The sequence below is a fragment of the Algibacter sp. L3A6 genome (assembly GCF_009796825.1).
Classification (GTDB): Bacteria; Bacteroidota; Bacteroidia; order Flavobacteriales; family Flavobacteriaceae; genus Algibacter.
Genome location: NZ_CP047030.1, coordinates 22,200 through 48,858, shown reverse-complemented (window position 1 = coordinate 48,858; position 26,659 = coordinate 22,200). Strand labels below are relative to the sequence as shown.

Below are 26,659 nucleotides of genomic sequence, written 5' to 3'. Positions count from 1 at the left end.
TTTTAAATATTAGAATTAAAATAAAAATAATTTTTGTTTAAGTAAAGTCAATTAATATTGATGAGTATAAGCTATTAATGGAAAAACTAGAAAAATCTATAAAGAAAAGATATCTACTATTTGTCTCTTCTATTATAATTATAACTTTAACTGCTTTGTTCATTGTTCAAAACAGTATAAGCTCGCAGATTTTAGATTCTAATTTAATTAGTCTTGCAGGAAAACAACGTGTTTTAGGGCAACGCATATCTAAGCTGGCTTTTAGTATTGGATATGCCGAAAAGCAGGAGACTGATATAACACTAAATACTTTAAAAGAACTTACAAAACAATGGGATAGCTTGCAGGGGTATCAACAGGCTATTAACAATAAAAAAGAAAATAACGAAACAGTAACTGTACTTCTAGAAAAAAACAAAAACTATTTAAATGAATTAACAACCTCAGGTAAAAATCTTATCGGTCAATCTGATTTTGAGGTGTTAAAAGCAGAATTTAAAAATATTGCAGAAGTAGAGAAGCCTTATTTTGAAAATATAGATAGTTTAATTTCTGAATATCAAAAAGAGGGAGAGAAAAATCTAAAGACTTTAAAAACCGTTATTTATTTTCTTGCTATTGGAACATTTTTATTACTGCTAGGTGGTTTTTTGATGGTGATACGACCGGTATTCAAGAAGTTTTTGTTCAATTTAAAAGAAATAAAATCTTCTAATGATAAATTAGAAACATCAAGAACTGAAATAAAATCGAACCTTTCTGAACTTACAAAGCTAAAAACAGATTTAGAACTTAAAGATGCCAATAATAGAATTTTTATAGAGCAGGCACCAACAGCTATTGCTATGCTGGATACTAATATGTGCTATCTAGCAGCTTCTAAAAAATGGATTTCAGATTATAAAATGGAAGATGAAGAAATTATTGGTCGTTGCCATTATGATCTTTTTCCTGAAATTGGGGATGATTGGAAAGCCAACCATCAAAAATGCTTAAATGGAGCGATAGATGTTTGTGACGAAGCTCCTTTTGTTCGTTTAGATGGCACAGTACAATGGATTTTTTGGGATGTTAGACCTTGGTACATTTCCGAAGGTGAAGTTGGTGGTTTAATTATGCATACTGGAGATATTACCCATATAAAGGAGAAAGAAGACGAAAAAGAGCTTATAGAAAATATTTTAGATAAAACAAGTCAAATAGCCCGCATTGGAACTTGGGAAATTGATTTAATAAAAAATAATGTTTTTTGGAGTAAAGTACTTCATGAAATACATGAAGTGCCAGAAGATTATGAGCCAAATTTAGAAAGTGCTATTGAGTTTTTTAAAGAAGGGATAAGTAGAAATGCTATTGAAAAAGCTATTAATGATAGTAAGGAGCAAGGAACACCTTTCGATTTAGAATTAGAGCTTATAACGGCTAAAGGTAAAGCTATTTGGACGCGCGCTATCGGGCAAGCAGAATTTATAAGAGGTGAATGTACTCGTGTTTTTGGTGTTTTTCAAGATATTAATAAAATAAAATCGGCAGAACTAGCACTACATAAGGCTCATACGGAATTGAAGGCTATATTCAATTCAAAAGCTTTAGCAATAGTTTCAACAGATAATGAAGGTTTAATTACTCATTTTAATCGTGGTGCAGAGGATTTTTTAGGGTATTCCGCAGCTGAAATGATTGGTAGAGTTCAACCTAACGTATTTTACTTAGAAGAAGAGTTGGTTAACTTTAGAAGGGATATGGCAAATAAGTACGAGAGGGAATTTGAAAATTACGATCCTTATCGAGACTTAGGAAAAGAAGATACTTTCGATATTAGAGAATGGACCTTTGTTAGAAAAGATGGCACAACTTTTCCTGTAGAATCAACTTTAACGACTATTAAAGATGAGCAAGGTAATAATGTTGGTTTTTTAGGGGTTTCAACAGATATTTCTGGACGAAAAATAGCAGAAAAGGAATTGATTCGTAAAAATCAATTATTAAATTATGCAGAGAAAATTACCCTAATGGGTAATTGGCGTTGGGATGTTCTTAGAAATACAGTATGGCTATCTGATGGAATGTATGAAATTTATGAGATAGACGATAAAGAAGGGGTTATAAGTTTTGATAATTTAGTTCATTTTGTGCATCCGGAGGATAAGGAAAATGTTGAAGAACACGTTAAAGCGACTATAGAAAATAAAGTTTTTGAAAATGATTTTATAAGCCGTATTGTAACGGCTAAAGGCGAAACTAAAATACTTCGACTTTTGGGTGAAGTTAAAACCAATAATTTAGGAGAAGTTATAGAAGTCATTGGTACTACCCAAGATATTACAGAACAAAAAATAGCAGAAACCGAACTGTTGCTGAAAAATAAATTTTTGAGTTTTGCTGAAAGAATAACCAAGATGGGGAATTGGCAGTGGAATTTGGTTACCGGTGCTTTACAATGGTCGGATAATATGCATGAGATTTATGCTAGTGATAAAAACCAAATCGACTTAAGTTACGAAACATTTATAAGTTTTGTTCACCCAGAAGACGAAGCTATGGTAGCTAAATTTGTAGCGGATGCCATTGTGGAGAAAACGTTTCCTAATAATTTTATACATCGCATTGTAGCTAGTAACGGTGAATTGAAAACAATACATACTTTAGGTGAAGTAATTCTTGATGATCAAGGTGAAATTATCGAAATGATTGGTACTACCCAAGATATTACAGCACAAAAATTAGCTAAAAATGAACTTTTACGTAAAAATCAACTGCTTAATTTTGCAGAGGAAATTACGCTTATGGGGCATTGGATATGGAATATCCCTGAGGATAAGGTAGAGTGGTCTAGCAATCTTTATAATATTTTTGAACTTAATGAAGAAAAAACCGACCTAAGGTTTAATACATATTTCAGTTTTGTGCATCCTGATGATGAAGATTTGGTAAGTGCGCATTTTGATAATGCTGCTATCGATAAAGGCTTTACAAGTTTTTCGCATCGTATAATAACAAATGGAAAAGTAAAAACAGTACAGCTTTTAGGAGAAGTGGTTAAGAATACTGCTGGCGATATTATTGAAATGATAGGTACTTGTCAAGATATTACCGAACAGAAAATGGCAGAAAATAAGTTTAGAGGCTTATTAGAATCGGCGCCAGATGCTATGGTAATTACAAATGAGGCCTCTAAAATTCAAATGATTAATAAGCAAGCAGAAAAAATGTTTGGTTATAAAATTGAAGAGTTATTTAATAAATCTGTCGATTTACTCTTGCCAAAACGTTTTTTATCTGGGTGTGAATCTAAAGTGGATAAATTATTAGGAGATCTAGTAGGAACCGAATCGTCTGGGGAAGAAGATTTAGCTGCTATGAATAAAGATGGGAAAGAATTCCCTGTTCAGATAACTTTAAGTCCATTAGAGACCGAAGATGGTATTTTAGTTTCGGCAGCAATACGTGATATTACTGCGCAAAAATTAGCAAAAGCCGAACTTTTACGTAAAAATCAACTCTTAACATTTGCTGAGAAAATCACCATGATGGGGAACTGGCAATGGAATCTTATTACAAATGAGGTGAAATGGTCTACCAATCTTTTTGAAATTTTTGGCATTGATAAAGATACCGAGTTGGCTTATGATACATATTTTAATTCCGTTCATAATGATGAAAAAGAACTGGTGTCGAAACATGTAGAGCAAGCTATTGAGGATAAAGAATTTATGGATTTAACGCATCGTATTTGGTTGCCAGATGGTTCTGTGAAAACAATTCAGCTCTTAGCAGAAGTGGTTCTAGATGCAAAAGGTGAAGTTGTTGAGATGACAGGGACTTGCCAAGATGTAACAGCTCAAAAAATGGCTGAGAATAAGTTTAGAGGTTTGTTGGAATCTGCACCAGATGCCATGGTAATTACTAACGAAGATTCTTTAATTCAGATAATAAATAAGCAAGCAGAACTGCTTTTTGGGTATACAATAGACGAAATTTATAATAAACCTATAGATTTACTCTTACCAATTCGATCTTTAGAAGATCATGAGTTTCAAAGAAAATCGTTTCTTAATAAACCAAAAACTACCGAATTATCCGAAGGTCGAGATATGTTTGCCATTAATAAAAATGGCCGAGAATTCCCTATACAAATGAGTTTAAGCCCATTGAAAACGGAAGAGGGTATGCTTATTTCTGCTGTAATACGAGATGTTACCGAGCAAAAATCTGCTCAAAATAAAATAATTAAATCTAAAAACGATTTAGAAATTTTAGCTCAAAAATTAATTAAAAATAATAATCAATTAGCCGATTTTGCACACATTACATCGCATAATTTAAGAGCTCCAGTGAGTAATCTTAATTCGCTTCTAGGTCTGTATAACGCTTCAGTTAGTGAAGATGATAAAGCATTTTTGTTCGAGAAATTTGAAAAAGTAATAAATCACCTTACGGTGACATTAAATACTTTAGTAGATGCTGTTAAAATTAAAAACAACACACCTAAAGAATTTGAAAAACTTAAATTTAATGATGTTTTAAATAAAACAAAAGAAATTTTAACAGGGCAAATCATGAAGAATGAGGCTATTATTACTAGCGATTTCTCCGAAATATCAAAAATAAAATACGATAGAATTTATTTAGAAAGTATTTTTCTTAACTTAGTAGGGAATTCTATTAAGTATCGCTCTAAAAATCGTGTTCCAGAAATATTTATTAAATCTGAGATTATCGATGGAAAAGTTAGATTGTTCTTTCAAGATAATGGCTTAGGAATTGATTTAGAAAAGCACGGTCATAAATTATTTGGCCTTAACAAAGTATTTCATAGGCATCCAGAAGCAAAGGGTGTTGGTTTATTTATGGTTAAAACACAAGTAGAAGCATTAAATGGTACAATATATGCAACGAGCAAGGTAAACGAAGGTACTACGTTTTATATTAATTTTAATTAATTGAGTTATGATGAATACACCTGTTAATATTTGCATAGTTGATGATGATGATATTTATCAATTTACTGTAGTAAAAACATTGGAGTTATTAGAGTTTGAAAAAAATATAAAAGTTTTTTCTGATGGAGAAGAAGCCTTAGAGTTTCTGTTAAGCAACCTAAACCAGAATGATGAGCTTCCAGATGTTATTTTTCTAGATATTAATATGCCTATCATGGATGGTTATCAATTCATGGAAGAGTATGTTAAAATTAAATCTAAGCTAGGTAAGAAAACCGTAATATATATGGTGTCTTCTTCTGTAGACCCTGTAGATATAGAAAAGGCTAAGAGAATTAGTGATATATCAGATTATATCATTAAGCCTATTGAGCCAGGGAAGCTTAAAAGCATAATGGAAGAATTAATAAAAGGAAGTAATTAAAGAGCTATTGATTATGAGTTGGTTGGGCTAAAACATTTTTATATATGACGAAAATCATTTAAAATCAGAATTCCCAAAGCTATATTTGATAATATAAAACATAAGTTATGATAGTAAATTTTGAATACGTAGGAGTAGATGCAAGCGAAACATTAACAGCTTTCACAGAAGAAAAATTAGAGAAATTATTTAATCGTTATGAGTTTTTAATAAGCGCAACGGTTCATTTTAAACAAGATGAAAAGGCTCACGATGCTGGTAGAATATGTAATATTGAATTAAGCTTACCAGGACCAAGAATATTTGCTACATCAAACGAGCGTAATTTTGAAGTATCAGTTCGGGAAACAGTTAGCGATTTAGAAAAACAACTTAAAAAACGCAAAGAAGTTTATAAAACACACTAGAGTAATTTAAGGGTATCATATACAACTTAGAAAGATGACTGAAATTAAATTTAGTCATCTTTTTTTTTTTTGCTTTTAATCGCTTAGAAAAGTAAACGCTTTAGATTAAAATCGGTTAAATTCAAACTGTAGATATTATGTGCTTAACAAAGAGTTAGGTTATTCGTTTATCGATGATGGTAAGGCTCATTTCGTAAAATAGTAAAACCACGATAAAGTTGTTCAATAAAAAACAAACGAATCATTTGGTGCGAAAATGTCATTTTAGATAAAGATATTTTACCTTTTGCTTCGGCATAAATTTCATCCGAAAATCCGTAAGGACCACCAATAACAAAAACCAATTGTTTAATTCCAGAGTTCATGTGTTTCTGTAAATAGTCAGAAAAACCTACAGAATCAAACTGTTTTCCATTCTCATCTAGCAAAATTAAGGTATCAGTATTGTTTAATTTCTTCAAAATAAGTTCACCCTCTTTTTGCTTTTGTAAGTCTTCACTTAAATTTTTAGAATTTTTTATATCCGGAATAATTTCTAACGAGAACTTAATGTAAAACCCTAAACGCTTCTGATAATCAGCTATTAACGCTAAAAGTTGTTTGTTGTCTGTTTTTCCTATGGCAATAAGTTTGATAGTCATATAAGCAAAATTACTATTTAGTATTTATGAATAATGTATTTAAATAAGAAAAATTCTTAAATTTCGTAAAAGTAAAATTTATTTTCGTAAATCAATTTCTTACTTTTGTTGCAAACCAAAAACAAATTATGATTACACAGGAGCAATTTGATACAGAAGTGAAAATGATAATTTCTAACGCTATACGTGAAGATGTTGGTGATGGTGATCATAGTTCTTTAGCCTGTATCCCTGAGAATGCAAGAGGTAAAGCTAAACTTTTAGTAAAAGATAAAGGTATTATTGGTGGTGTTAATTTTGCTAAAAAAGTTTTTGCATACGTAGATAAAAATCTAAAGTTAGATGTACGTATTGAAGATGGAACAGAGGTAACATACGGAGATATTGTTATGTATGTAGAAGGTTCTTCTCAATCTATTTTAAAAGCAGAGCGTACGGTTTTAAACGCAATGCAACGTATGAGTGCTATTGCTACTAAAACTAGAATGTTTGTAGATTTGGTAGAAGGTACTAAAACTAAAATTTTAGATACTAGAAAAACTACACCAGGAATTCGTGTGTTAGAAAAATGGGCTGTAAAAATTGGTGGTGGAGAAAACCATAGATTTGCGCTTTACGACATGATTATGCTTAAAGATAATCATATCGATTTCGCTGGAGGTATTACTAAGGCTATTACTATGGCTAAAGAATATTTAACAGAAACGGGTAGAGATCTACAAATTATGGTAGAAGCTCGCGATTTAAGTGAAGTTGAAGAGATTTTACAATCAGATGGTGTTTATCGTATTTTGATAGATAACTTCGATTATGAAGATACTCGAAAAGCGGTAAAATTAATTGGTAATAAGTGTCTAACAGAATCTTCTGGAAATATAAATGAAGCAACAATTCGTCATTATGCCGAATGTGGAGTTAATTTTATTTCTTGTGGAGCGTTAACACATTCTGTACATAATATGGATTTAAGTTTAAAAGCGATGAAATAGTTTTTAATTTCATAAAATATATAAAAGAGTGTCTATATAGACACTCTTTTTTTATACCTTGCTTTCAGTAATTACTTTATTAACTTTGTATTTATTCTGTTTAATTTTTTATTAATGACAAAACCCATTGAAGACAAGCTAGATAAAATTCCTGTAATTAATATCTTGGTTCGGTTTTTAAAAAAATTAAAATTACCAGGGTTAGAAGGTCTTTCATTTTACGATTTGGTAGAGCTTTATGTTATCGGGATTGCAAAAGGTGCTTTAGCTACACGAGCTAGTGCCATCGCTTTTAGTTTTTTTATGGCTATTTTTCCGTTTCTATTATTTGTGCTTATCATTATTCCATATGTACCTATAGATGATTTTAAAATAGAATTTTTAGTGTTTCTAGAATCGTTTTTACCACCAAATACATCAGATTTTTTCTTTGAAAATATTTTTGAAAACATCGACCAATCGCAACGCGGTGGTTTATTATCTTCTGTGTTTGTTTTATCCATTGGTTTAATGGCAAATGGCGTAAATGCAGTGTTTTCCGGTTTCGAGAATTCGTATCACGAGCAACTTACCCGTAATGTTTTTAAGCAATATTTGTACGCGCTAGGTATTGCGTTAATATTGGCTTTTTTACTTATCATTACTATTGTAGTGTTAGGGTATTTTCAGTTATACGTGGTACAAGGGCTGTTTAATGCTTTAGAGCATCGTGGTTACGAGGTAGCAAGTCAAGGCTTGTTTTGGACCGATGTTGTAAAGTATTTGTTTTTTGTACTTATGGTGTATTTAGCAACAGCAACTTTATATTATTTCGGTACTAAAGAAGGGAAATATTCTAATTTTTTCTCAATAGGAGCTCTTTTTACAACCTTACTTATTATATTAACGTCTTATTTTTTCGGTTTGTATATCGAAAACTTCGGACAATACAATAAACTATACGGGTCTATTGGCGCGTTATTAATATTAATGTTTTACTTGTGGCTCAACTCAAATATTTTGTTGCTTGGTTATGAGTTGAACGCCTCATTAAATAAACTTAGAAAAAGCTTTTAATTATGAAGAAATACATTTGGTTAATTACAATTTGCATGCTATCGATATCAGTTCAATCTCAAGATATTTTAGGACAATGGAAAACAGTTGATGATGAAACAGGAGCGCACAAATGTATTATCGATATTTATGAAGAAAATGGTAAAGTGTACGGTAAAGTTATAGAGATTCTTGAACCGTTTGATAAAAATACTTTGTGTCAAGATTGCGAAGGTGATAAAAAAGACAAGCCTATTCTTGGTATGGTTATTATTAATGAACTCGAAAAACATGGAGAGCATTATAAAAACGGAACTATTTTCGATGCTGAAAATGGTAAAGAATACAAATGTAGAATTGTGTTAGATAAAGAAACAGGTAAGCTACAAGTTCGAGGCTATATTGCATTTCTATACCTTACGCAATACTGGATTCGACATAAATAATTATTCAATTTAAGGATTATTACTTTGTACTATATAGACGTTATAATACCCATTCCGCTTCAAAAATTATTCACCTATAGCATTACAGCTTCGGAGTTCGATTTTATAGAACCAGGTATGCGTGTTGCTGTTCCTTTTGGGAAATCTAAAATTTATACAGGTATTGTTTATCGCGTGCATCACGATGCGCCAACGGCTTATGAAGCTAAAGAAATTCAGCAAATTTTAGATGAATCACCTGTTGTTAATCAAAAACAATTAAAGCTTTGGGAATGGATTTCTAGTTATTATATGTGCACTATGGGTGATGTTATGCGCGCCTCATTGCCAAATGCATTTATTTTAGAAAGTGAAACTGTAATTTCTAAGAATAATAAAACCACTATAGACGAATCTATTTTAAAAGATGATGAGTTTTTGGTTTACGAAGCTTTAAATCATCAATCGTCTTTAAAGATTCAAGATATTTCTAACATTCTTAGTAAAAAGAATGTGCTATCTGTTATTAAGCGTTTAATAGAAAAAGAAGCTATTTCGGTTGAAGAAGAGGTTTACGAAAAGTATAAGCCAAAATTAGTACGCTATGTTAAGTTGCATACTTTTTATTCTACAGAAAAAGAATTTCATGAGTTAATGAACGATTTAAGTCGCGCACCTAAACAGCGTGATGTTGTGATGACTTTGTTTTCTATTTCTGCAAAAACGAGAAAACCTGTAAAAGTTTCTGAATTATCGGAAGAGAGTGGTGCTTCAACTTCAATTATAAAATCTTTAATTGATAAAAGTGTTTTAGAAGAATATTTTATTCAAACAGACCGTGTTCAGTATTCTGGTGAAGAAAATGAAAATTCTAAAAAACTAAATAGTTATCAAGAGACGGCTTTATCAGAAATAAAAGAGACTTTCGAGAAGCATCAGGTTACTTTATTGCATGGCGTTACTTCTTCAGGAAAAACGGAAGTGTATGTTAAGTTAATTGAAGATATGTTGAATTCTGGGCAGCAAGTATTGTATTTGTTACCAGAAATAGCTTTAACCACACAACTGGTTAATAGACTTCAGAATTATTTTGGAGATCAAGTCGCGGTATTTCATTCTAAATATTCATCTCATGAACGTGTTGAGGTTTGGAATCAGGTTTTAGAACTTTCCGCGAAAGCGAAAATAGTGTTAGGTGCGCGTTCGTCGATATTTTTACCTTTTGATAATTTAGGATTAATAATTGTTGATGAAGAGCATGAGCAATCGTTTAAACAATTTGATCCGGCACCACGATACCATGCAAGAGACACAGCTGTAGTTTTGGCGCATTTACATAAAGCTAAAGTACTTTTAGGCTCGGCAACACCAAGTTTAGAAAGTTATTTTAATGCACAGCAAAACAAATATGGCTTTGTAGAGCTTATGCATCGCTTTAATGATGTATTGATGCCAGAAGTGGAGTTGGTTGATATTAAAGAAAAGCAGAAGAAAAAGCGCATGAAAGGCCATTTTAGCGATAGACTTATTGCTGAAATGACAGAAACCTTAGCGGAAGGGCATCAAATTATTTTGTTTCAAAACCGTCGAGGCTTTTCGCCGATTGTAGAGTGTAGTACTTGTGGCGAGGCACCGCAATGTCCTAATTGTGATGTGAGTTTAACGTACCATCAATATCGAGACCAATTACGTTGTCATTATTGTGGATATGTTGTTGCTATGCTTAGAAAATGTGCGGCTTGTGGTAGTCCAGAGCTTGATAACAAAGGTTTTGGAACAGAACAGATTGAAGCTGAGGTAAAGGTATTGTTTCCGGAGCATAAGGTGGCGCGTATGGATTTGGATACTACGCGTGGTAAATATGGTTACGAGAAGATTATAACGGCATTAGAACAGCAAGAAATCGATATTTTGGTTGGTACACAAATGCTTACTAAGGGTTTAGATTTTAGAAATGTAAAGCTAGTTGGTATTATGAATGCTGATAATATGCTTAATTTTCCTGACTTTAGAGCGCACGAGCGTAGTTTCCAACTTATGTTGCAAGTGTCCGGTAGGGCAGGGCGGACCGAGGAGCGCGGTAAGGTTTTAATACAGACTTACAATCCGTACCACAATATTTTACAGCAGGTGTCTACCAATAATTATATCGATATGTTTAAAGAACAAATGAACGAGCGGTATAATTTTAAATACCCGCCAATTTATAAGCAAATTAAAATTACGCTAAAACATAAAGATTATAATCGTGTGGAAATCGCAGCAGATTGGTACGCTACGTCGTTAAGGCAAGTGTTTAAAGAACATGTTTTAGGGCCAGAATTCCCACCTGTATCACGAATTAGAAATCAATATCATAAAAATATTTTAGTAAAAATTCCGAAGGAACACTCGTTAGCAAAAACAAAAGAAGCTATTGTTAAAATTAACAATAGCTTCTTGAATGTAAAAGATTTTCGCTCGGTTCGTGTTATTCTTAATGTGGATAACTACTAGTTCTGCTAAAATAAATACGGGGTAATATTTCTTTTAATCGAACTTTTCTTTTTTAAAAGGAGAGCGTTTTTATTAAATATTATTTAACGCATCAACAAGTTGCGTTTTCTTATTTCTACTTAAAGGAATTTCATAAGCACCAACTTCAACGTTCTTGCTATTAAATCTGTCAATTTTATCCAAATTAACGATGTAAGATTTATGAATTCTTAAAAATTTACCTTCTGGTAATTCTGCTTCAAAAGATTTCATGGTCGATAAAACCACTAAACTGTTTTCTTCAGTTACTAGTTTAACGTAATCACCAAGGGCTTCAATCCACTTAATGTCTTTAATATAAACTTTACGTTTTTTAAGGTTACTTTTTACAAATATATGTTCGCCATCTTCTTCGTTAAAGTCTAGAGTCAATCTATGTTGTTCTAAAGCTTTATCTACAGAGGTGTTAAAGCGCTCTCTTGTAATTGGTTTATGTAAATAATCGGTAGCATCATAATTAAACGCTTTAAACGCATATTCAGTTTTACCTGTTACAAATATAATTTGAGGTTTGTTGTTTAATACATCTAAAAGCTCAAATCCGTTTAGTACTGGCATTTCAATATCTAAAAAGATTAAGTCTACTTGATGTGTGTTTAAACCATTTTTGGTTTCCAACGCACTACTGTACTCTGCTATTAAATTTAATGAGGGATGGTTCTCTACTAATTTCACGATAGAGAGGCGTTGTATGGCTGAATCGTCTACTACTACACAGTTTAATGTCATAACATTTCTTTTATTTCGGTTAAGATATCGACAATAGTACGAAAAATTCGGCTAAAAACCAAAAATCATCGGCAAACTGTAGATTTTAACATTTTTTTAACACGCGAATAATGCGTGTTTCACTTAAAATAAATACAATTAAGTTGTGTAAGATATAAATATTAATTACTTTTGCAGCCAATTTTTAACAATAAAAATAGATTTTTATGAATCATTATGAAACTGTTTTCATCTTAAATCCCGTTTTATCTGAAGATCAGATAAAGGAGACAGTAAAGAAATACGAAGATTTTCTTGTTTCTAACGGCGCTAAGATGGTATCAAAAGAAAACTGGGGGCTTAAGAAATTAGCTTACCCTATTCAAAACAAAAAAAGTGGATTTTATCACTTATTTGAGTATCAAGTAGCCGGAGAGGTTATCAATCCTTTAGAAGTAGAGTTTAGACGTGACGAGCGTTTTATGCGTTATTTAACAGTAGCGTTAGATAAACATGCTATTTCTTGGGCAGAGAGAAGAAGAGAGAAACTTAAACAAAAAGCTTAATTATGTCATCAATAGAACAACAATCTAAAGGAAAAAAAGACGGCGAAATTAGATATTTAACGCCTCTAAATATTGAAACTAATAAGCAAAAGAAATATTGTCGTTTCAAAAAATCAGGTATCAAGTATGTAGATTATAAAGATGCAGACTGGTTACTAAGATTTGTAAATGAGCAAGGTAAAATTTTACCTCGTCGTTTAACAGGAACTTCATTAAAGTATCAAAGAAAAGTGTCTGTTGCTGTAAAAAGAGCACGTCACTTAGCTTTAATGCCTTATGTAGCTGATTTATTAAAATAAAATACTGATAACAATGGAACTTATATTAAAACAAGACGTTGAAAATTTAGGATTTAAAGACGATGTTGTAACAGTTAAGAACGGTTATGGTAGAAATTTTTTAATTCCTCAGAAACAAGCTATTATCGCAACTGTTTCAGCTAAAAAAGTATTAGCAGAAAATTTAAAGCAACGTGCCTTTAAAGAAAAGAGAATAGTTGATGAAGCTAATGTAGTTGCAGAAGCTTTAAAAGCATTAGAAATTAAAATCCAAGCTAAAGTTGGAACAGGAGACAAATTATTTGGTTCTGTAAACAACATCGATTTAGCAGCGGCTTTAGAAAAAGAAGGTCAAGCAATTGATAAGAAATATATCACGCTTACAACTGTTAAACGTTTAGGTAAATATACTGCCGCAATTCGTTTACACAGAGATGTAAATGTTGATTTAGAATTCGACGTTATTGCTCAAGCAAACTAATTTGTTAACATAAAGTTAATAAAAGTTTTAAATATAATTAACCACTCCTTTGGAGTGGTTTTTTTTTGGTCTATTTTTACTAGCGTTATGCATGCATAATTTTCAAACTTAAAACTTTAACTCAATCTTCAAACAATGAAAAAAATTACATTATTATTTTTCTTTATGTTTATTGGAGCAATGGCTTTTGCACAAGTCACGACTTCTAATATTAAAGGACTCGTTTTAGATCAAGGTTCGGTTCCTTTACCTGGAGCCAATGTTTTGGCTATCCATACACCAACAGGTACAAAGTATGGAGCGGCAACTAATTTTGATGGCCGTTTTAATTTACTAAATTTAAGAGTAGGTGGGCCATACACTATTACAGTGAGCTATGTAGGTTACAAAGAGCAAACCTTTAATAATGTTTACTTAACATTAGGGAAAACTCAAAATGTTGACGTCACCTTATCTGAAGATAGCGAACAACTAGATGCTGTAGTTATACAAGGTACTGGTGGTACAGGTACTTTTGGTAGCGACAGAACTGGTGCAGAAACTAGTGTTGGTCGTAGAGAGTTAACACGTTTGCCAACTATTTCTAGATCGCAATCTGATTTTACAAGATTAGAGCCAACTGCTAGTGGTGGGTCTTTTGGAGGTAGAAACGATCAATTTAACAACTTCTCTTTAGATGGTGCTATTTTTAATAATCCTTTTGGATTAGATGCAGCAACTCCAGGAGGTCAAACAGGTTCTCAACCCGTTTCTTTAGATGCTATAGAGCAAATTCAAGTATCTACTGCACCTTATGATGTTACACAATCGGGATTTACTGGAGCTTCAGTAAATGCTGTTACTAAAAGTGGAACAAACCAATTTCATGGTACAGTTTATGGTTTTTATAGAGATGAAACCATGACTGGGAAAAAAATTAAAGGAGAAGATGTGGCAAGACCAGACTTAAACCAAACACAGTATGGTGTAAGTATTGGAGGACCAATTATTAAAGATAAATTATTCTTTTTTGCAAACTTTGAAAAGGATGAACGTGACGATTTAGGTACTAACGGCTGGACACCAAATACAGGTACAGGTGGTATTACCGAGTCTAGAGTTTTAGAAAGTGATTTAATAGCTGTGCAAACAGCTTTAAGAGCTCAAGGTTACGATCCGGGAGCTTACCAAGGATTTACACATGCTTCAGAATCTACAAAAGGTATTTTTAAAATCGATTGGAATATTAATGATAATAACCGTTTAGCTGTTGTTTATAATTTTTTAAATGCTTCTCAAGAAAAACCAGCGCATCCTTCGGCTATTAATCCACGTGGTCCAGATGCAACAACGTTACAATTTCAAAATTCAGGTTACGAAATTAATAATAATTTAAAATCTATACAGGTTGAGTTAAATTCTACTTTATCAGAAACATCAACTAATAAATTACAAATTGGTTATACTCATTTTGATGATTTTAGAACACCGTTTTCTACGCCTGCTCCAGTTATCAATATTTATAAAGACGGTTCACCATATATTATTGCTGGTCACGAGCCGTTTTCAATTAATAACAAGTTAGATCAAAAAGTATTTCAATTTACAGATAACTTAAACTTCTTTCAAGGCGATCACACCTTTACTATTGGAACATCTTTCGAGAAATTTGAATTCGATAATTCTTTCAACTTAAAAGGATATGGTTTTGATGTTTTTGGTAATGTTGATATTGCCGATTTTAATGCTGCTAATTATGATTTTGCAGCAGCACAAGCAACATTTAACTCTAGAAATAGTTTGGCTGATGGAGTAGATAATGGTTGGTTATTAGCAGAAACAAACGTTGGACAATTAGCTTTTTATGCACAAGATGAATGGAATGTTTCAGAAAAACTAAAATTAACATATGGTGTTCGTTTCGATAAGCCTTTGTTTTTTGATACAGCAGATAATGCGCAAGAGTTTATAGATACGGAAAACGGAGAAATCTATTTACCAGATGTAGAATATATAGATCCTAATACAGGAGAGCCTTTATTAATAGATTCTACAAAAATGCCTAATGATGATTGGTTAGTGTCGCCTAGAGTTGGTTTTAATTATGATGCTAATGGTGATAGTTCTTTTCAGTTAAGAGGTGGTACTGGCTTATTTACAGGGCGTTTTCCTTTTGTTTGGGTAGGAAACCAAGTTAGTGGTGTAGATGCATTTTTCTACCAAGCTGTAGATCCAGATTTTAAATTTCCACAAGTTTGGAGAACAAACTTAGGTTTAGATAGAAAACTTGAAAACGGTATTATTTTAACAGCAGATTTATCATATACTAAAGATGTAAACGGGATTCACGTTCAAAACTGGGGTTTAAATAAACCAACAAGTCAGTTACAAGGTGTAGATAATAGAGCTATTTATGGTGATAGTGATCGTGCGAAAGCCACATTACCTTGGGGTGAAGTTGTTACCGGTAATGCTTACGTGATGACGAACTCTAATGAAGGTCGTATATGGAATGCTTCATTAAAAGCTCAAAAAACATTCTCAAATGGTCTTTATTCTATGTTAGCTTATAGTTATTTAGATGCTAGAGATGTAAATTCTATTGAAGCTGAAATTACAGGAGATGCTTTTAATGGTAACCCTGCATTAGGTAATGTAAATAACGATGTGCTTTCACATTCTAAATACGGAGATAAGCATCGTTTTATTGGTGTAGCTAGTAAAAAATGGGATTACGGAAACGATAAATGGTCTACCACAATATCTACATTTTTCGAATATGCACAAGGTGCTCGTTTTAACTACGTGTATGGTGGAGATATAAACAATGATGGTTCGTCTATTAACGATTTAATTTATATTCCTACTGCTGGAGAAATAAGTTCTATGCAATTTGCTGGAACGGGAGATGCTGCTGCTTTAGAATCTTACATAGGTCAAGACGATTACTTAAGTGATAACAGAGGTCAATATGCAGAACGTTACGGAGCATTAGCACCTTGGAGAGGTAAATGGGATGTAAAGTTCATGCAAGATTACAGAATTAAAGTATCTGAAGATAAAACAAACACAATTCAGTTTAGTTTAGATATTTTAAACTTTGGTAACTTATTAAATTCAGACTGGGGAATTATACAACAACCTAATAATGTAATTCCAATTGGAGTAAGTTTTCCTGATGCCGATCCTGATCCTAATGTTTATGTTGCAGACAGAACGCAGCAACCCATCTATTCTTTTAACGAAAATCAAACTAAAACCTTTGGTTTCGATTCTAGTTTAGCTTCTAGATGGCAAGCTCAAGTAGGTTTACGCTATATTTTCTAAGATAATAACAGATATATTCTTAAATTTGGCGCTCCTTAACTAAGGGGCGCTTTTTTTATGAATAATATGAAATATATAGTTATACTTTGTCTTTTTGTAGTCAGTTTTTCTTGTAAAGAAGAACCTAAAAAACAAGAAGCATCTGCAAAATCAGTTTTAATTGAGCGTTTGGCTTATCAGGCTAATAAAACTCCTGTTATTAGTGTGCACAGAGGAGGTAAATCTATAGAGAACTACCCAGAAAATTGTTTGGAAACCTTAAAGTACATAAACGATAGTATTCCTGCTGTTTATGAAATTGATATCGCTAAAACCAAGGATAATGTACTTGTTTTAATGCACGATAATAGCTTAGGTAGAACCTCCACAGGCGAAGGTGATATTACAAATTATACCTATCAAGAATTATTACAGTATAATTTAGAAGACGATTTTGGTAACGAAACTACTTTTAAAATTCCATTATTTAAAGATGTTCTTCTTTGGGCAAAAGCAAATAATGTGATATTAACTATCGATATAAAAAAGAGTGTCTCTGTAGAACAAGTAGTCGCTTTGGTTAAAGAAACTGGTGCTGAAGATATTTCGGTGATTATTACTTATGATATGAAACAAGCCAGCGCAGCCTACAAAGCAGCTCCAGAATTATTGTTATCCGTATCTGCAAGAAACGACAAAGAATTAGATTGGTTGTTACATTCTGAAATTCCTACGGAAAACATGATTGCTTTTACTGGAACTAGATTATCTCCTGAAGCATTTTATAAAAAATTACACGATTTAGGAATTACCTGTATGCTCGGTACTTTAGGTAACTTAGATAAGCAAGCACAAGCTAAAGGTGACCATCTTTATCAGAAATGGGTAGATTTAGGTGTTGATGTTATTGCAACCGATAGGCCTTTTGCAGCGGCTGCAAGTTTAAATATTAAAAAATAAAATATACAATTCTCTTAATTTCGAGAAAAACATATAAGAATGAAGTATTCAAGATTAACAAAAGAACAATTCGAAGAATTACACCAAGAATTTATAAACTTTTTGGCAACCCAATCTATAACTGCCGATGAGTGGACCAACTTAAAAGCTAATAAACCCGATTTAGCTGAAATGGAATTGGATGTGTTTAGCGATTTAATTTGGGAAGGCGCCTTAAATAAAGCAGAGTATCTTGAGCATTTTGCTCCAAAACACATGTATTTATTTCATTTAAAGGAAGATCAAATGCATGCCATCGTAGTTAACATTAAAAATGATGTTGATATTACAACCCAAGAAGGTTACGATTGGCTTCGTGAAAACTTAATGGACGAAAACGTTGAGTTTTTACAAGCAGATAAAGCGTATTCTGATTCTAAAAACTTAGATAAGTTTAAAATGATTGAACAAGGCGCTTCTATTACTAAAGGTGAATTGTATCAATATTTTTATAAGTTGATTAATTAATTTAATTATTGCTTCTAAGACAAGAATCTGTTTTCAATTTAAACTCTTATTTTTGTCATTCCACATCATACAATTACATTGGTGATTGTGAGATGCGGAGCGTAGCATTTAGTAATTATTAAAAAGATACCTGCATCTGCAGGCATATATATGGCTCAAAAACCAAGTATTCCAAAAGGAACTAGAGATTTTAACCCAGAACAAGTCGCAAAACGAAACTATATTTTTAATTGTATTCGTGGCGCTTTTCAAACCTTCGGATTTCAACCTATAGAAACTCCAAGCTTTGAAAACTCCGATACCTTAATGGGAAAATACGGAGAAGAAGGTGATCGTTTGATTTTTAAAATTTTGAATTCAGGTGATTATTTAAACAAAGCTAATGAGAAAGCTTACTCTGAAAAAGACTCGACCAAATTAACTCCGAGTATTTCAGAAAAAGCACTTCGATACGATTTAACCGTGCCTTTTGCTAGATATGTGGTACAACATCAAAACGAGATAGAATTTCCTTTTAAGCGTTATCAAATACAGCCGGTTTGGCGTGCAGATAGACCACAAAAAGGTCGTTTTAGAGAGTTTTTTCAATGTGATGCCGATGTCGTTGGATCTAAATCACTTTGGCAAGAAGTAGAGTTTATTCAGCTTTACGACACTGTTTTTTCAGCATTAAAACTAGAAGGTGTTACTATAAAAATTAATAACCGAAAAATACTTTCAGGTATTGCAGAAGTTATTGGGGCTAGCGATAAATTAATCGATTTCACGGTGGCTTTAGATAAGCTTGATAAAATAGGAGAGGAGAAGGTAAAAGAAGAAATGCGTTCTAAAGGAATTTCAGAAGAAGGCATTACAAAACTTCAACCGTTATTTACACTTTCTGGCGATTTTGAATCTCAAATTGAAAGTTTAAAATCTATTTTAGATACTTCCGAAGAAGGGAAAAAAGGTATTGAAGAATTGGCTTTTATTAACGAAGCTATTTCAGAATTAGGTTTGAAAACGGCAGCATTGCAACTTGATGTTACTTTAGCCAGAGGTTTAAATTATTACACTGGTGCTATTTTTGAAGTTGCTGCACCAAAAACGGTGAGCATGGGTTCTGTTGGTGGCGGTGGTCGTTACGACGATTTAACTGGCATTTTCGGTATGAAAGATGTGAGTGGTGTTGGTATTAGTTTTGGTTTAGATCGTATTTATTTAGTTTTAGAAGAACTTGATTTATTTCCTGAAACGGTATCAAAAAACATTGAAGTGTTATTTATCAACTTTGGAGATAAAGAGGCTTTATTCAGTTTAAAAGCTATTAAGGTGTTACGTGAAAATGATATTAACGCAGAACTTTACCCTGATGCTGCTAAAATGAAAAAACAAATGAATCACGCTAATAAACGTGCTATTCCTTTTGTAGTTTTAGTTGGTGATAACGAAATGGAATCGGATACTTATACTTTAAAAAATATGGTATCGGGTGAACAACTAAATGTATCGCTACCTGATTTGATAAAACAAATAAAGTAAGCATAAAATATAAAGTACATTACTAAAAAAAGCGCCCTGAAATTTAATTTCAGGGCGCTTTTTTTATATAAATATTATGCTGAGCGTTTATCTATTCTATTAACACCTTGTTGGTAACAATACCATTATCTGTGTTTAGTTTTATAATATAAGAGCCTGTACTAATATTTTCAGTAGCTTGAATTATAGATGTTTCATTAGATTTAGTGTCAAAACTATAAACAGACTGACCTAACATATTAAAAATTTCTGTAGACTTTATGTAAAGTGCATTTGGATTGCTAATAACAACACTTTCATTATCGTTAGAAAAAGAAACTAATACAGGTCGGTTTACCAACTCTAAAGCTGTTGTGCCTAATGTTTCCGAACTGTTTGTGAAGGTGATTTCAAAACGATCTAGATATTTACCCGCTATTAAGGTTACATAATAATTGCTTTCTCTTAAATTGTGATAAAGGTTTAACTCTTTATCATGAAGATAGATATCATACGGCGTTACTTCATTCTCTATCTCGTCGATAGAAATAATATTTACACCTTCGTTTTTTAAGTGAATACCTAATGGTAAAACGGTTGTTTCTGTAATTTCATCTATACCTTGTATAACGTAGGTGTTATCATCAATTAACCAATACATATCATCAATTTGATAGTCGATGTTTGGTCCGTCATAACCCCAATCATAACCAATAGATGCACTTGGGTCTACGGTAGTTAACAGTTGTCTTTTAATCTTGTTTGTTGAGTAAAACCCAATTCTTAATTTCTCTCGTAAATCGTCATGATTGTTTGGAGAAGTATTTGTGTTTTTACTATTAGTAGATTTAAGGAAAACAGAATTGGTACCATCTTCAGTTTGAAATACACGTTGTGCATTATTAAATTTTATAGTTCCTGTTGCTTCTGCAGCGACAAAAAATCCTTGAGCAACAGGTATGTATCTACCTGGTGTTTTTGTGGATACGCCCCCTTGATCAACATCCGGATTACTTGAAGCTTTTGATGCTGCTGGTACACCGCCTGATAGCGAATACGAAGCGTAACCGCCTTGATAGCTACTATAATTATGCGAATTTCCTCCCCAATGTTCCCAGAAATAAAGTGTTCCAGTTGTAGATCCTGGCCCAGCGATAGTGGTACCATTATCTAATATAAAGGCTTTGGCGTCTATTGCAGACGGGTAAGGGTTACCAACTAAATATTCGTTACCAGCGTTAATGGTTAAGTTAATATCCCCATTATTAGGTTTTCCTTTTAATAGGTAGTTTTGCAATTCTGATGGTATTCCAGACCCTGGGCCTTTCATAGAAAAGCCTTCGCCAGGCAGAAGAGAACCTGTGTTTCCTACATGTTGCCATTCCGAATAATCATCGCTTGTTCTATTGTTGAATTTCCAAATCCAAGCTGTAGAAATACCTAAAGGAGATACAGATCCATTGTAACCTGATGTTAAAAAGGTAACACCATCAAAAATTTCTGGTAATTTATAGCTGTTATTGTTTGAAGTTATGTTTTGAGGGCCAACTGGAGATGACCAATAATTATAAGTGAAGGTATCAGCGCTTCCTTGTTGGTTTTTTAATAAAGTCCCCGAACTCGTAACATCTAGTTCGCTGTCTGCACCTTGTATAAGTTGAGAGTCTCCTTCTAAAGTAAGCTCACCATTTAATTTTAAATATCTAGAAACACTTAAACTATCGGAAGCTTTTACTGTTAATGTCCCAGGACTATCTATTATTAAAGCAGAAACACTATGTCCCGTGGTATTATTTATATTATGATTAATTTCTGCTATGTTCCAATTTATGTGCGTACCATACATATCTGTGTTTGGCGCGTATTGTACATCGTTATTTAACCATATTGTTGCATTTTCCCAATTTCCGTTTGTTGTAGATTTATATGGTAATGGTGCGGTTTGTGCTTGAATGGTAGTGGTATTGTTTTTTGATGTACCATCTATATTATAGTTTGAATGGTCGGTGGCGGTGTTATCTGTCATAGGATAATATCCTCTTAAATTAGACCAGCGTAAACCAGAATGAACATCTTGATTCGTAATTTTACCGTTTACAACAGTTCCAGATTGAGCTATTTCCTGATTCATCATATCTTGAATCTGCTGTTGTGTTAAGCCGACATTCCATACACGAACTTCATCTATAAAACCATTGAAATTATTTTTTACTGAAGAAGCCGAACTGCTATCATAACTCGCTCCGATTAAAAAAGATTGATTATTACTTAAAGGTCTACTTGTACTTTGGCTTGCAACTAAAACACCATCGAGGTATAGTGATGCTATGCTTCCGTTAAATGATGTTGCCACATGGTGCCAAGTATTCTCGGTAATTTTGAAAGGTGAAGAGAGATCTAAAATAGCATTTCCTGAATTATCGTACCAAGATAGATTAGGGTAACCATTTTTTATAGTTAAATGATATCCTCTAAGATTACCTGTTTGGGTTTCTCCTTTTGAAATTATAGCAGCTGTTCCTGAATTTGTTTTTTGAAGTACCCAAGATTCTAATGAAAATTGACTCGTAAAATTATGGTTTCTGCCAAAGTCTACATAATAATCCGTACCATTAAAATCTATAAATGTATTTTCTAAACAGATTGTGAATGTACCGGTATAGCTATTACTTGAGTATGTGTCTACCGAGATATAATAGGTGTCTCCTGGTATTAAATTAGTAGCAGATAATGTAACATCATCATTTGAAGATGAATATCTAGCACTGTTGACTTCTATAGTTCCTCCATCTTTCCATAAGGCCACTTGAGTTCCTCTCTGTGTACCTTTTTCGTCACCTCTATCAATTAGAATATTAAATTGACCTGAAACTGGAGGAGCGATAAATTTGAACCATCGGTTGTATTTAGGCCCACTATTATTCCAAGCTGTTCCGCTATTTAGATCTGGAGAAGCTCCTCGTGTTGTGTAAATGGCATCTGCAGAACAAGAGTTTATTAATGAAGTGATATCTATAGCGGCTTCATAATAATCATAATCTATTGTATTTTCAATACATAAACTAAATGCACCACGGTAATAGGCTGCGTTTCTATGATCTACTGATATATAATACCAATCTCCAATAGTTAAACTGTTGGATTGTAGATTGATAGAGTCGGTACTATTAAAGTAATTCTCACTTTTAATTTCTGTTCCTGCAACATCCCAAAGTGCTATATAGGGGTAATCCATATTGCCATATACACCACCAATTTTTAAATCGGCTTTTAGTTGTGTTGTTGTGGCTTGAAATTTAAACCAGACGTTGTAATTCGGGCCATCGAACCAAGCACTACCTTTATCTCGATCTGCTGTTGCATGAATTGTAGAATACTCAGCATCTCCGGAACACCAATTTGCGGTATGCGGTACTTCTAATGCACCTTCTTTATAATCATAACCTACTTTGTTTTCAATACATAAAGTAAAAGTACCACGGTAATAAATACTATTTCTATGATCTACTGATATGTAATACCAGTCTCCAATAATTAAATTATTGGTTTGTAGGTTAATAGATTCATTGTTATAGTAATTCGTGCTTTTAATTTCGGTTTCAGTAGCATCCCAAAGAGCAATAAAAGGGAAATCTACGTCGCCATAAGCGCCACCAATTTTCACGTCTGCTCTTAATTGTGTTGAAGTAGCTTGAAACTTAAACCAAACGTTATAGTTAGGGCCATCAAACCATGTGCTACCTCTATCACTGTCGGCTGAAGCATGAACTGTAGAGTAATCTGCATCTCCAGAACACCAAGAGTCGGTATGAGGAACTTCAACAGCTCCTTCTTTATAATCGAAATCGACTTTATCTTCGATACATAAACTAAATGTACCACGATAATTAATATTGTCTCGATGATCTACCGATATATAATACCAATCTCCAACAATTAAATTGTTTGATTGTACTTTAATAGAACTGTAACTGCTGTAATAATTAGTGCTTTTAATTTCTGTTCCGGCATTATCCCAAATAGCAATAAAAGGGTAAGCTATATCTCCGTATGTTCCGCCTATTTTAAGATGTGCATTTATTTGGGCAGCTGTGGCCTGAAATTTAAACCAAACATTGTAATTAGGTCCATCGTACCAATTGCTTCCTTTGGCTTCATCGGGAGAGGCATTGAATGTTGTATATTCTTCATCTTCGGAACACCAAGAGGTTGTGTGAGGGACTTCAATAGCGCCTTCTTTATAATCGTAACCTACTTTATCTTCAATACACAACGTGAAGTCACCCATATAATAGATGCTATTTCTATGGTCTACAGAAATATAATACCAGTCTCCAATGGTTAAATTATTGGTTTGTACATTAATTGAGCTATCAACGCTGTAATAACTAGCACTTTTAACTTCATTTCCTGATTGATCCCAAAGTGCCATAGAAGCATAACGAATATTTTTAGACGGGTCTCCTATTTTTACTTGAGCGTTTACTTGTGCTGCCGTAGCTTGAAATTTAAACCATACATTGTAATTAGGTCCATCATACCAACTAGAACCTTTTGTACCATCGGGAGAGGCGTTGTAGGTATTATATTCATCATCGCCAGAGCACCAACTTGTGGTGTGTGGAACTTCAATAGCACCTTCTTTATAATCGAAATCTACTTCATCATCTACACATAAAGTAAAGGTGCCGCTATAACTTGTAGAGCTGTGATTATCGACAGATATATAATACCAATTTCCAATAGTTAAATTGTTAGATTGAACATTTCTGGTGTTAAGCGCATTATTGTAATTTTTACTTGTAATTTCAGTACCATCTTCTTCCCAAAGTGCTACGTAAGAATAGCGCATGTCTCCAAAGGTACCGTCCTTTTTTACTTCAGCATTTACTTGTGTAGAGGTAGCTTTAAACTTAAACCATACGTTAAAGTTTGGTCCGTTAGCCCATGCAGAACCTTTCGTGCCATCGGGAGATGCGTGTATTGTTGAGTATTCAGCATCAGCAGAGCACCAATCCGCAGTATGTGGCACTTCAATAGCACCTTCTTTATAATCGAAATTAACCTTATCGTCAACACATAAAGTAAAACTGCCACGATAGGCGGTAGAATTGTAATTATCTGCCGATATGTAGTACCAATCTCCAATAGTTAAATTGCTAGATTGAACATTAACGTAGTCTGCTGAATAGTTGAAATTTGTACTATTAACTTCAGTTCCAGATGCATCCCAAAGTGCTAATAAGGGATAGCGCGCACTACCAAATGTACCGCCATGCTTTACTTCAGCATTAATTTGCGTAGTTGTGGCTTTAAATTTAAACCAGACATTAGCGTTTGGATCACTAGACCAAGCAGAACCTTTAACCTGATCGGGAGATCCGTAAACTGTAGTATATTCTGCATCTGCAGAACACCAGTTTGCGGTATGCGGTATTTCTAGAGCTCCTTCTTTATAATTAAAATTCACTTTATCATCTACACATAAGGTAAAGCTACCACGGTAACTAGTAGAATTATAGTTGTCTGCCGATATGTAATACCAATCTCCAATAGTTAAATTGTTAGATTGTACATTAATAGAGTTTGCTGTATAGTTGAAATTTATACTATTAATTTCAGTTCCAGATGCATCCCAAAGTGCTAATAACGGATAACGACCATCGCCTAATACTCCGCCATGCTTTACTTCAGCATTTACTTGTGTAGTTGTGGCTTTAAACTTAAACCAAACATTAGCGTTGGGGTCACTAGCCCAAGCGGAACCTTTAACTCCATCGGGAGACCCATCAACTGTTGTGTATTCTGCATCAGCAGAGCACCAATTTGCTGTATGTGGCACTTCAATAGCGCCTTCTTTAAAATCAAAATTTACCTTATCGTCAACGCAAAAGATAAAGCTGCCACGGTAGGCAGGAGAGCTGTAATTATCTACCGATATATAGTACCAATTTCCAGTAGTTAAGTTTTTAGATTGTATCCTAATGGAACTTCCTGTGTAATTGAAATTCTTACTTGTAACTTCTGTACCAGATGCATCCCAAAGTGCTAATAAGGGGTAGCGCGCACTACCAAATGTACCGCCATGCTTTACTTCGGCATTAATTTGCGTAGTTGTGGCTTTAAATTTAAACCATACATTAGCGTTTGGATCACTAGACCATGCAGAACCTTTAGGGCCATCGGGATAGCCGTTACTTGTTGTGTATTCTGCATCAGCAGAGCACCAGTTTGCAGTATGTGGTACTTCAACGGCACCTTCCTTAAAATCGAAATCAACCTTATCTTCAATACATAAGCTAAAAGCACCTCGATGGCTGTTTGAGCTGTGGTTGTCTACCGATACATAGTACCAATCGCCAATAGTTAAACTGTTGGATTGTGCATTTATTGAACTACTAGCGTCAATATAATTTTTACTTTGAATTTCTACTTGGTTAATATCCCATAGCGCTAAATAAGGATAGCGCATACCGTCAGGCGTTAATTTAACATTGACTTGCGCTGCTGTAGCCTGAAATTTAAACCAGACGTTAAAGTTTGGCCCATTTGCCCATGCTATTCCTTTCGGGCCGTCGGCTGTTGCATTAAGTGTAGTGTAAGCGCCATTTGCAGAACACCAACTTGAACTATGCGTAACAGTTGTGGCATCTATTAAATCATTATTAGCAGGCACTTGAGAAAAAGCGACAGCAGAATAAAAGCAACAAAATAAAAGCAACATTGGTGAAGCTTTTTTTAGTTGTAGTGATTTTAGAAAAAAATTTGAATGGTTCTTAGCAAACTGAGATAAAGATTTTATTAAAAACAATGGATTGTATTTATTGTTTTTTGAAGACAGTTTTTCTAAAAAAGAAGGCATAAAAAACCTTCGAGATTTAATCAGATCTGGTTGTTTCATTAAGACGCTATTATCATAATTCTTGAGAGACTAGAGGGAGGGAGCGTCAATATTATGGAAATAAATTCCTGTAA

At 33.3% G+C, this 26,659-nt stretch carries 17 protein-coding genes; 14 read left to right on the top strand and 3 right to left on the bottom strand.

The window, feature by feature from the left end:
- The first annotated feature begins 77 nt into the window (after nucleotides 1-77).
- The 3 genes from GQR98_RS00180 to GQR98_RS00170 all read left to right on the top strand — a co-directional run bounded on the left by GQR98_RS00180 (nucleotide 78) and on the right by GQR98_RS00170 (nucleotide 5,774).
- On the top strand, nucleotides 78-4,943 hold the full coding sequence (locus GQR98_RS00180; protein ID WP_159017727.1) for a PAS domain S-box protein: 4,866 nt from the start codon (nucleotides 78-80) through the stop codon (nucleotides 4,941-4,943).
- A gap of 10 nt (nucleotides 4,944-4,953) precedes the next feature.
- On the top strand, nucleotides 4,954-5,367 hold the full coding sequence (locus GQR98_RS00175; RefSeq protein ID WP_159021042.1) for a response regulator: 414 nt from the start codon (nucleotides 4,954-4,956) through the stop codon (nucleotides 5,365-5,367).
- A 107-nt stretch (nucleotides 5,368-5,474) separates the two neighbouring features.
- The gene (locus GQR98_RS00170) at nucleotides 5,475-5,774 is read left to right on the top strand and encodes an HPF/RaiA family ribosome-associated protein (RefSeq protein ID WP_159017726.1); all 300 of its coding nucleotides are present in this window, start codon (nucleotides 5,475-5,477) and stop codon (nucleotides 5,772-5,774) included.
- Between the two features lie 167 nt (nucleotides 5,775-5,941).
- Here GQR98_RS00170 and rlmH read toward each other — a convergent pair whose 3' ends face one another.
- Entirely contained in the window at nucleotides 5,942-6,415 is a 474-nt protein-coding gene (gene rlmH, locus GQR98_RS00165; protein WP_159017725.1) for a 23S rRNA (pseudouridine(1915)-N(3))-methyltransferase RlmH, read from the bottom strand.
- Between the two features lie 128 nt (nucleotides 6,416-6,543).
- Between rlmH and nadC the strand changes: the two genes are divergently transcribed.
- The 4 genes from nadC (at nucleotide 6,544) to priA (ending at nucleotide 11,360) form a co-directional block, all read left to right on the top strand.
- A complete protein-coding gene (gene nadC / locus GQR98_RS00160) occupies nucleotides 6,544-7,404 on the top strand; it encodes a carboxylating nicotinate-nucleotide diphosphorylase (protein ID WP_159017724.1) in 861 nt (286 codons plus the stop codon).
- A gap of 114 nt (nucleotides 7,405-7,518) precedes the next feature.
- Nucleotides 7,519-8,460: a YihY/virulence factor BrkB family protein gene (locus GQR98_RS00155; RefSeq protein WP_159017723.1), complete on the top strand. Its 942-nt coding sequence runs from the start codon at nucleotides 7,519-7,521 to the stop codon at nucleotides 8,458-8,460.
- Between the two features lie 2 nt (nucleotides 8,461-8,462).
- Nucleotides 8,463-8,885: a DUF2147 domain-containing protein gene (locus GQR98_RS00150; RefSeq protein ID WP_042502886.1), complete on the top strand. Its 423-nt coding sequence runs from the start codon at nucleotides 8,463-8,465 to the stop codon at nucleotides 8,883-8,885.
- Nucleotides 8,886-8,909: 24 nt separating this feature from the next.
- Nucleotides 8,910-11,360, top strand: a complete 2,451-nt coding sequence (gene priA, locus GQR98_RS00145) for a primosomal protein N' (RefSeq protein ID WP_159017722.1) — start codon at nucleotides 8,910-8,912, stop codon at nucleotides 11,358-11,360.
- A 72-nt stretch (nucleotides 11,361-11,432) separates the two neighbouring features.
- Here priA and GQR98_RS00140 read toward each other — a convergent pair whose 3' ends face one another.
- Entirely contained in the window at nucleotides 11,433-12,128 is a 696-nt protein-coding gene (locus GQR98_RS00140) for a LytR/AlgR family response regulator transcription factor (protein WP_042498213.1), read from the bottom strand.
- A gap of 206 nt (nucleotides 12,129-12,334) precedes the next feature.
- Between GQR98_RS00140 and rpsF the strand changes: the two genes are divergently transcribed.
- From rpsF to hisS, 7 genes are all read left to right on the top strand, one after another.
- Entirely contained in the window at nucleotides 12,335-12,673 is a 339-nt protein-coding gene (gene rpsF / locus GQR98_RS00135) for a 30S ribosomal protein S6 (RefSeq protein WP_042498216.1), read from the top strand.
- A gap of 2 nt (nucleotides 12,674-12,675) precedes the next feature.
- Nucleotides 12,676-12,972, top strand: coding sequence for a 30S ribosomal protein S18 (gene rpsR, locus GQR98_RS00130; protein ID WP_042498218.1), 297 nt, complete (start codon nucleotides 12,676-12,678; stop codon nucleotides 12,970-12,972).
- Nucleotides 12,973-12,985: 13 nt separating this feature from the next.
- Nucleotides 12,986-13,432: a 50S ribosomal protein L9 gene (gene rplI / locus GQR98_RS00125; RefSeq protein WP_042498223.1), complete on the top strand. Its 447-nt coding sequence runs from the start codon at nucleotides 12,986-12,988 to the stop codon at nucleotides 13,430-13,432.
- 135 nt (nucleotides 13,433-13,567) lie between these two features.
- The gene (locus GQR98_RS00120; protein WP_159017721.1) at nucleotides 13,568-16,738 is read left to right on the top strand and encodes a carboxypeptidase regulatory-like domain-containing protein; all 3,171 of its coding nucleotides are present in this window, start codon (nucleotides 13,568-13,570) and stop codon (nucleotides 16,736-16,738) included.
- A 66-nt stretch (nucleotides 16,739-16,804) separates the two neighbouring features.
- Nucleotides 16,805-17,677, top strand: coding sequence for a glycerophosphodiester phosphodiesterase family protein (locus GQR98_RS00115; protein ID WP_159017720.1), 873 nt, complete (start codon nucleotides 16,805-16,807; stop codon nucleotides 17,675-17,677).
- Between the two features lie 39 nt (nucleotides 17,678-17,716).
- Nucleotides 17,717-18,184: a DUF6495 family protein gene (locus GQR98_RS00110; RefSeq protein WP_159017719.1), complete on the top strand. Its 468-nt coding sequence runs from the start codon at nucleotides 17,717-17,719 to the stop codon at nucleotides 18,182-18,184.
- Nucleotides 18,185-18,334: 150 nt separating this feature from the next.
- Nucleotides 18,335-19,705: a histidine--tRNA ligase gene (gene hisS / locus GQR98_RS00105; protein WP_159017718.1), complete on the top strand. Its 1,371-nt coding sequence runs from the start codon at nucleotides 18,335-18,337 to the stop codon at nucleotides 19,703-19,705.
- A gap of 91 nt (nucleotides 19,706-19,796) precedes the next feature.
- On the opposite strand, the gene GQR98_RS00100 is transcribed toward hisS, so the two are convergent.
- Entirely contained in the window at nucleotides 19,797-26,585 is a 6,789-nt protein-coding gene (locus GQR98_RS00100) for a LamG-like jellyroll fold domain-containing protein (RefSeq protein ID WP_159017717.1), read from the bottom strand.
- Nucleotides 26,586-26,659 lie beyond the last annotated feature (74 nt).

Coding starts and splice junctions, on each gene's coding strand:
- GQR98_RS00180 (WP_159017727.1), top strand. CDS start 78: ATGGAAAAACTAGAAAAATCTATAAAGAAAAGATATCTACTATTTGTC.
- GQR98_RS00175 (WP_159021042.1), top strand. CDS start 4,954: ATGAATACACCTGTTAATATTTGCATAGTTGATGATGATGATATTTAT.
- GQR98_RS00170 (WP_159017726.1), top strand. CDS start 5,475: ATGATAGTAAATTTTGAATACGTAGGAGTAGATGCAAGCGAAACATTA.
- rlmH (WP_159017725.1), bottom strand. CDS start 6,415: ATGACTATCAAACTTATTGCCATAGGAAAAACAGACAACAAACAACTT.
- nadC (WP_159017724.1), top strand. CDS start 6,544: ATGATTACACAGGAGCAATTTGATACAGAAGTGAAAATGATAATTTCT.
- GQR98_RS00155 (WP_159017723.1), top strand. CDS start 7,519: ATGACAAAACCCATTGAAGACAAGCTAGATAAAATTCCTGTAATTAAT.
- GQR98_RS00150 (WP_042502886.1), top strand. CDS start 8,463: ATGAAGAAATACATTTGGTTAATTACAATTTGCATGCTATCGATATCA.
- GQR98_RS00140 (WP_042498213.1), bottom strand. CDS start 12,128: ATGACATTAAACTGTGTAGTAGTAGACGATTCAGCCATACAACGCCTC.
- rpsF (WP_042498216.1), top strand. CDS start 12,335: ATGAATCATTATGAAACTGTTTTCATCTTAAATCCCGTTTTATCTGAA.
- rpsR (WP_042498218.1), top strand. CDS start 12,676: ATGTCATCAATAGAACAACAATCTAAAGGAAAAAAAGACGGCGAAATT.
- rplI (WP_042498223.1), top strand. CDS start 12,986: ATGGAACTTATATTAAAACAAGACGTTGAAAATTTAGGATTTAAAGAC.
- GQR98_RS00120 (WP_159017721.1), top strand. CDS start 13,568: ATGAAAAAAATTACATTATTATTTTTCTTTATGTTTATTGGAGCAATG.
- GQR98_RS00115 (WP_159017720.1), top strand. CDS start 16,805: ATGAAATATATAGTTATACTTTGTCTTTTTGTAGTCAGTTTTTCTTGT.
- GQR98_RS00110 (WP_159017719.1), top strand. CDS start 17,717: ATGAAGTATTCAAGATTAACAAAAGAACAATTCGAAGAATTACACCAA.
- hisS (WP_159017718.1), top strand. CDS start 18,335: ATGGCTCAAAAACCAAGTATTCCAAAAGGAACTAGAGATTTTAACCCA.
- GQR98_RS00100 (WP_159017717.1), bottom strand. CDS start 26,585: ATGAAACAACCAGATCTGATTAAATCTCGAAGGTTTTTTATGCCTTCT.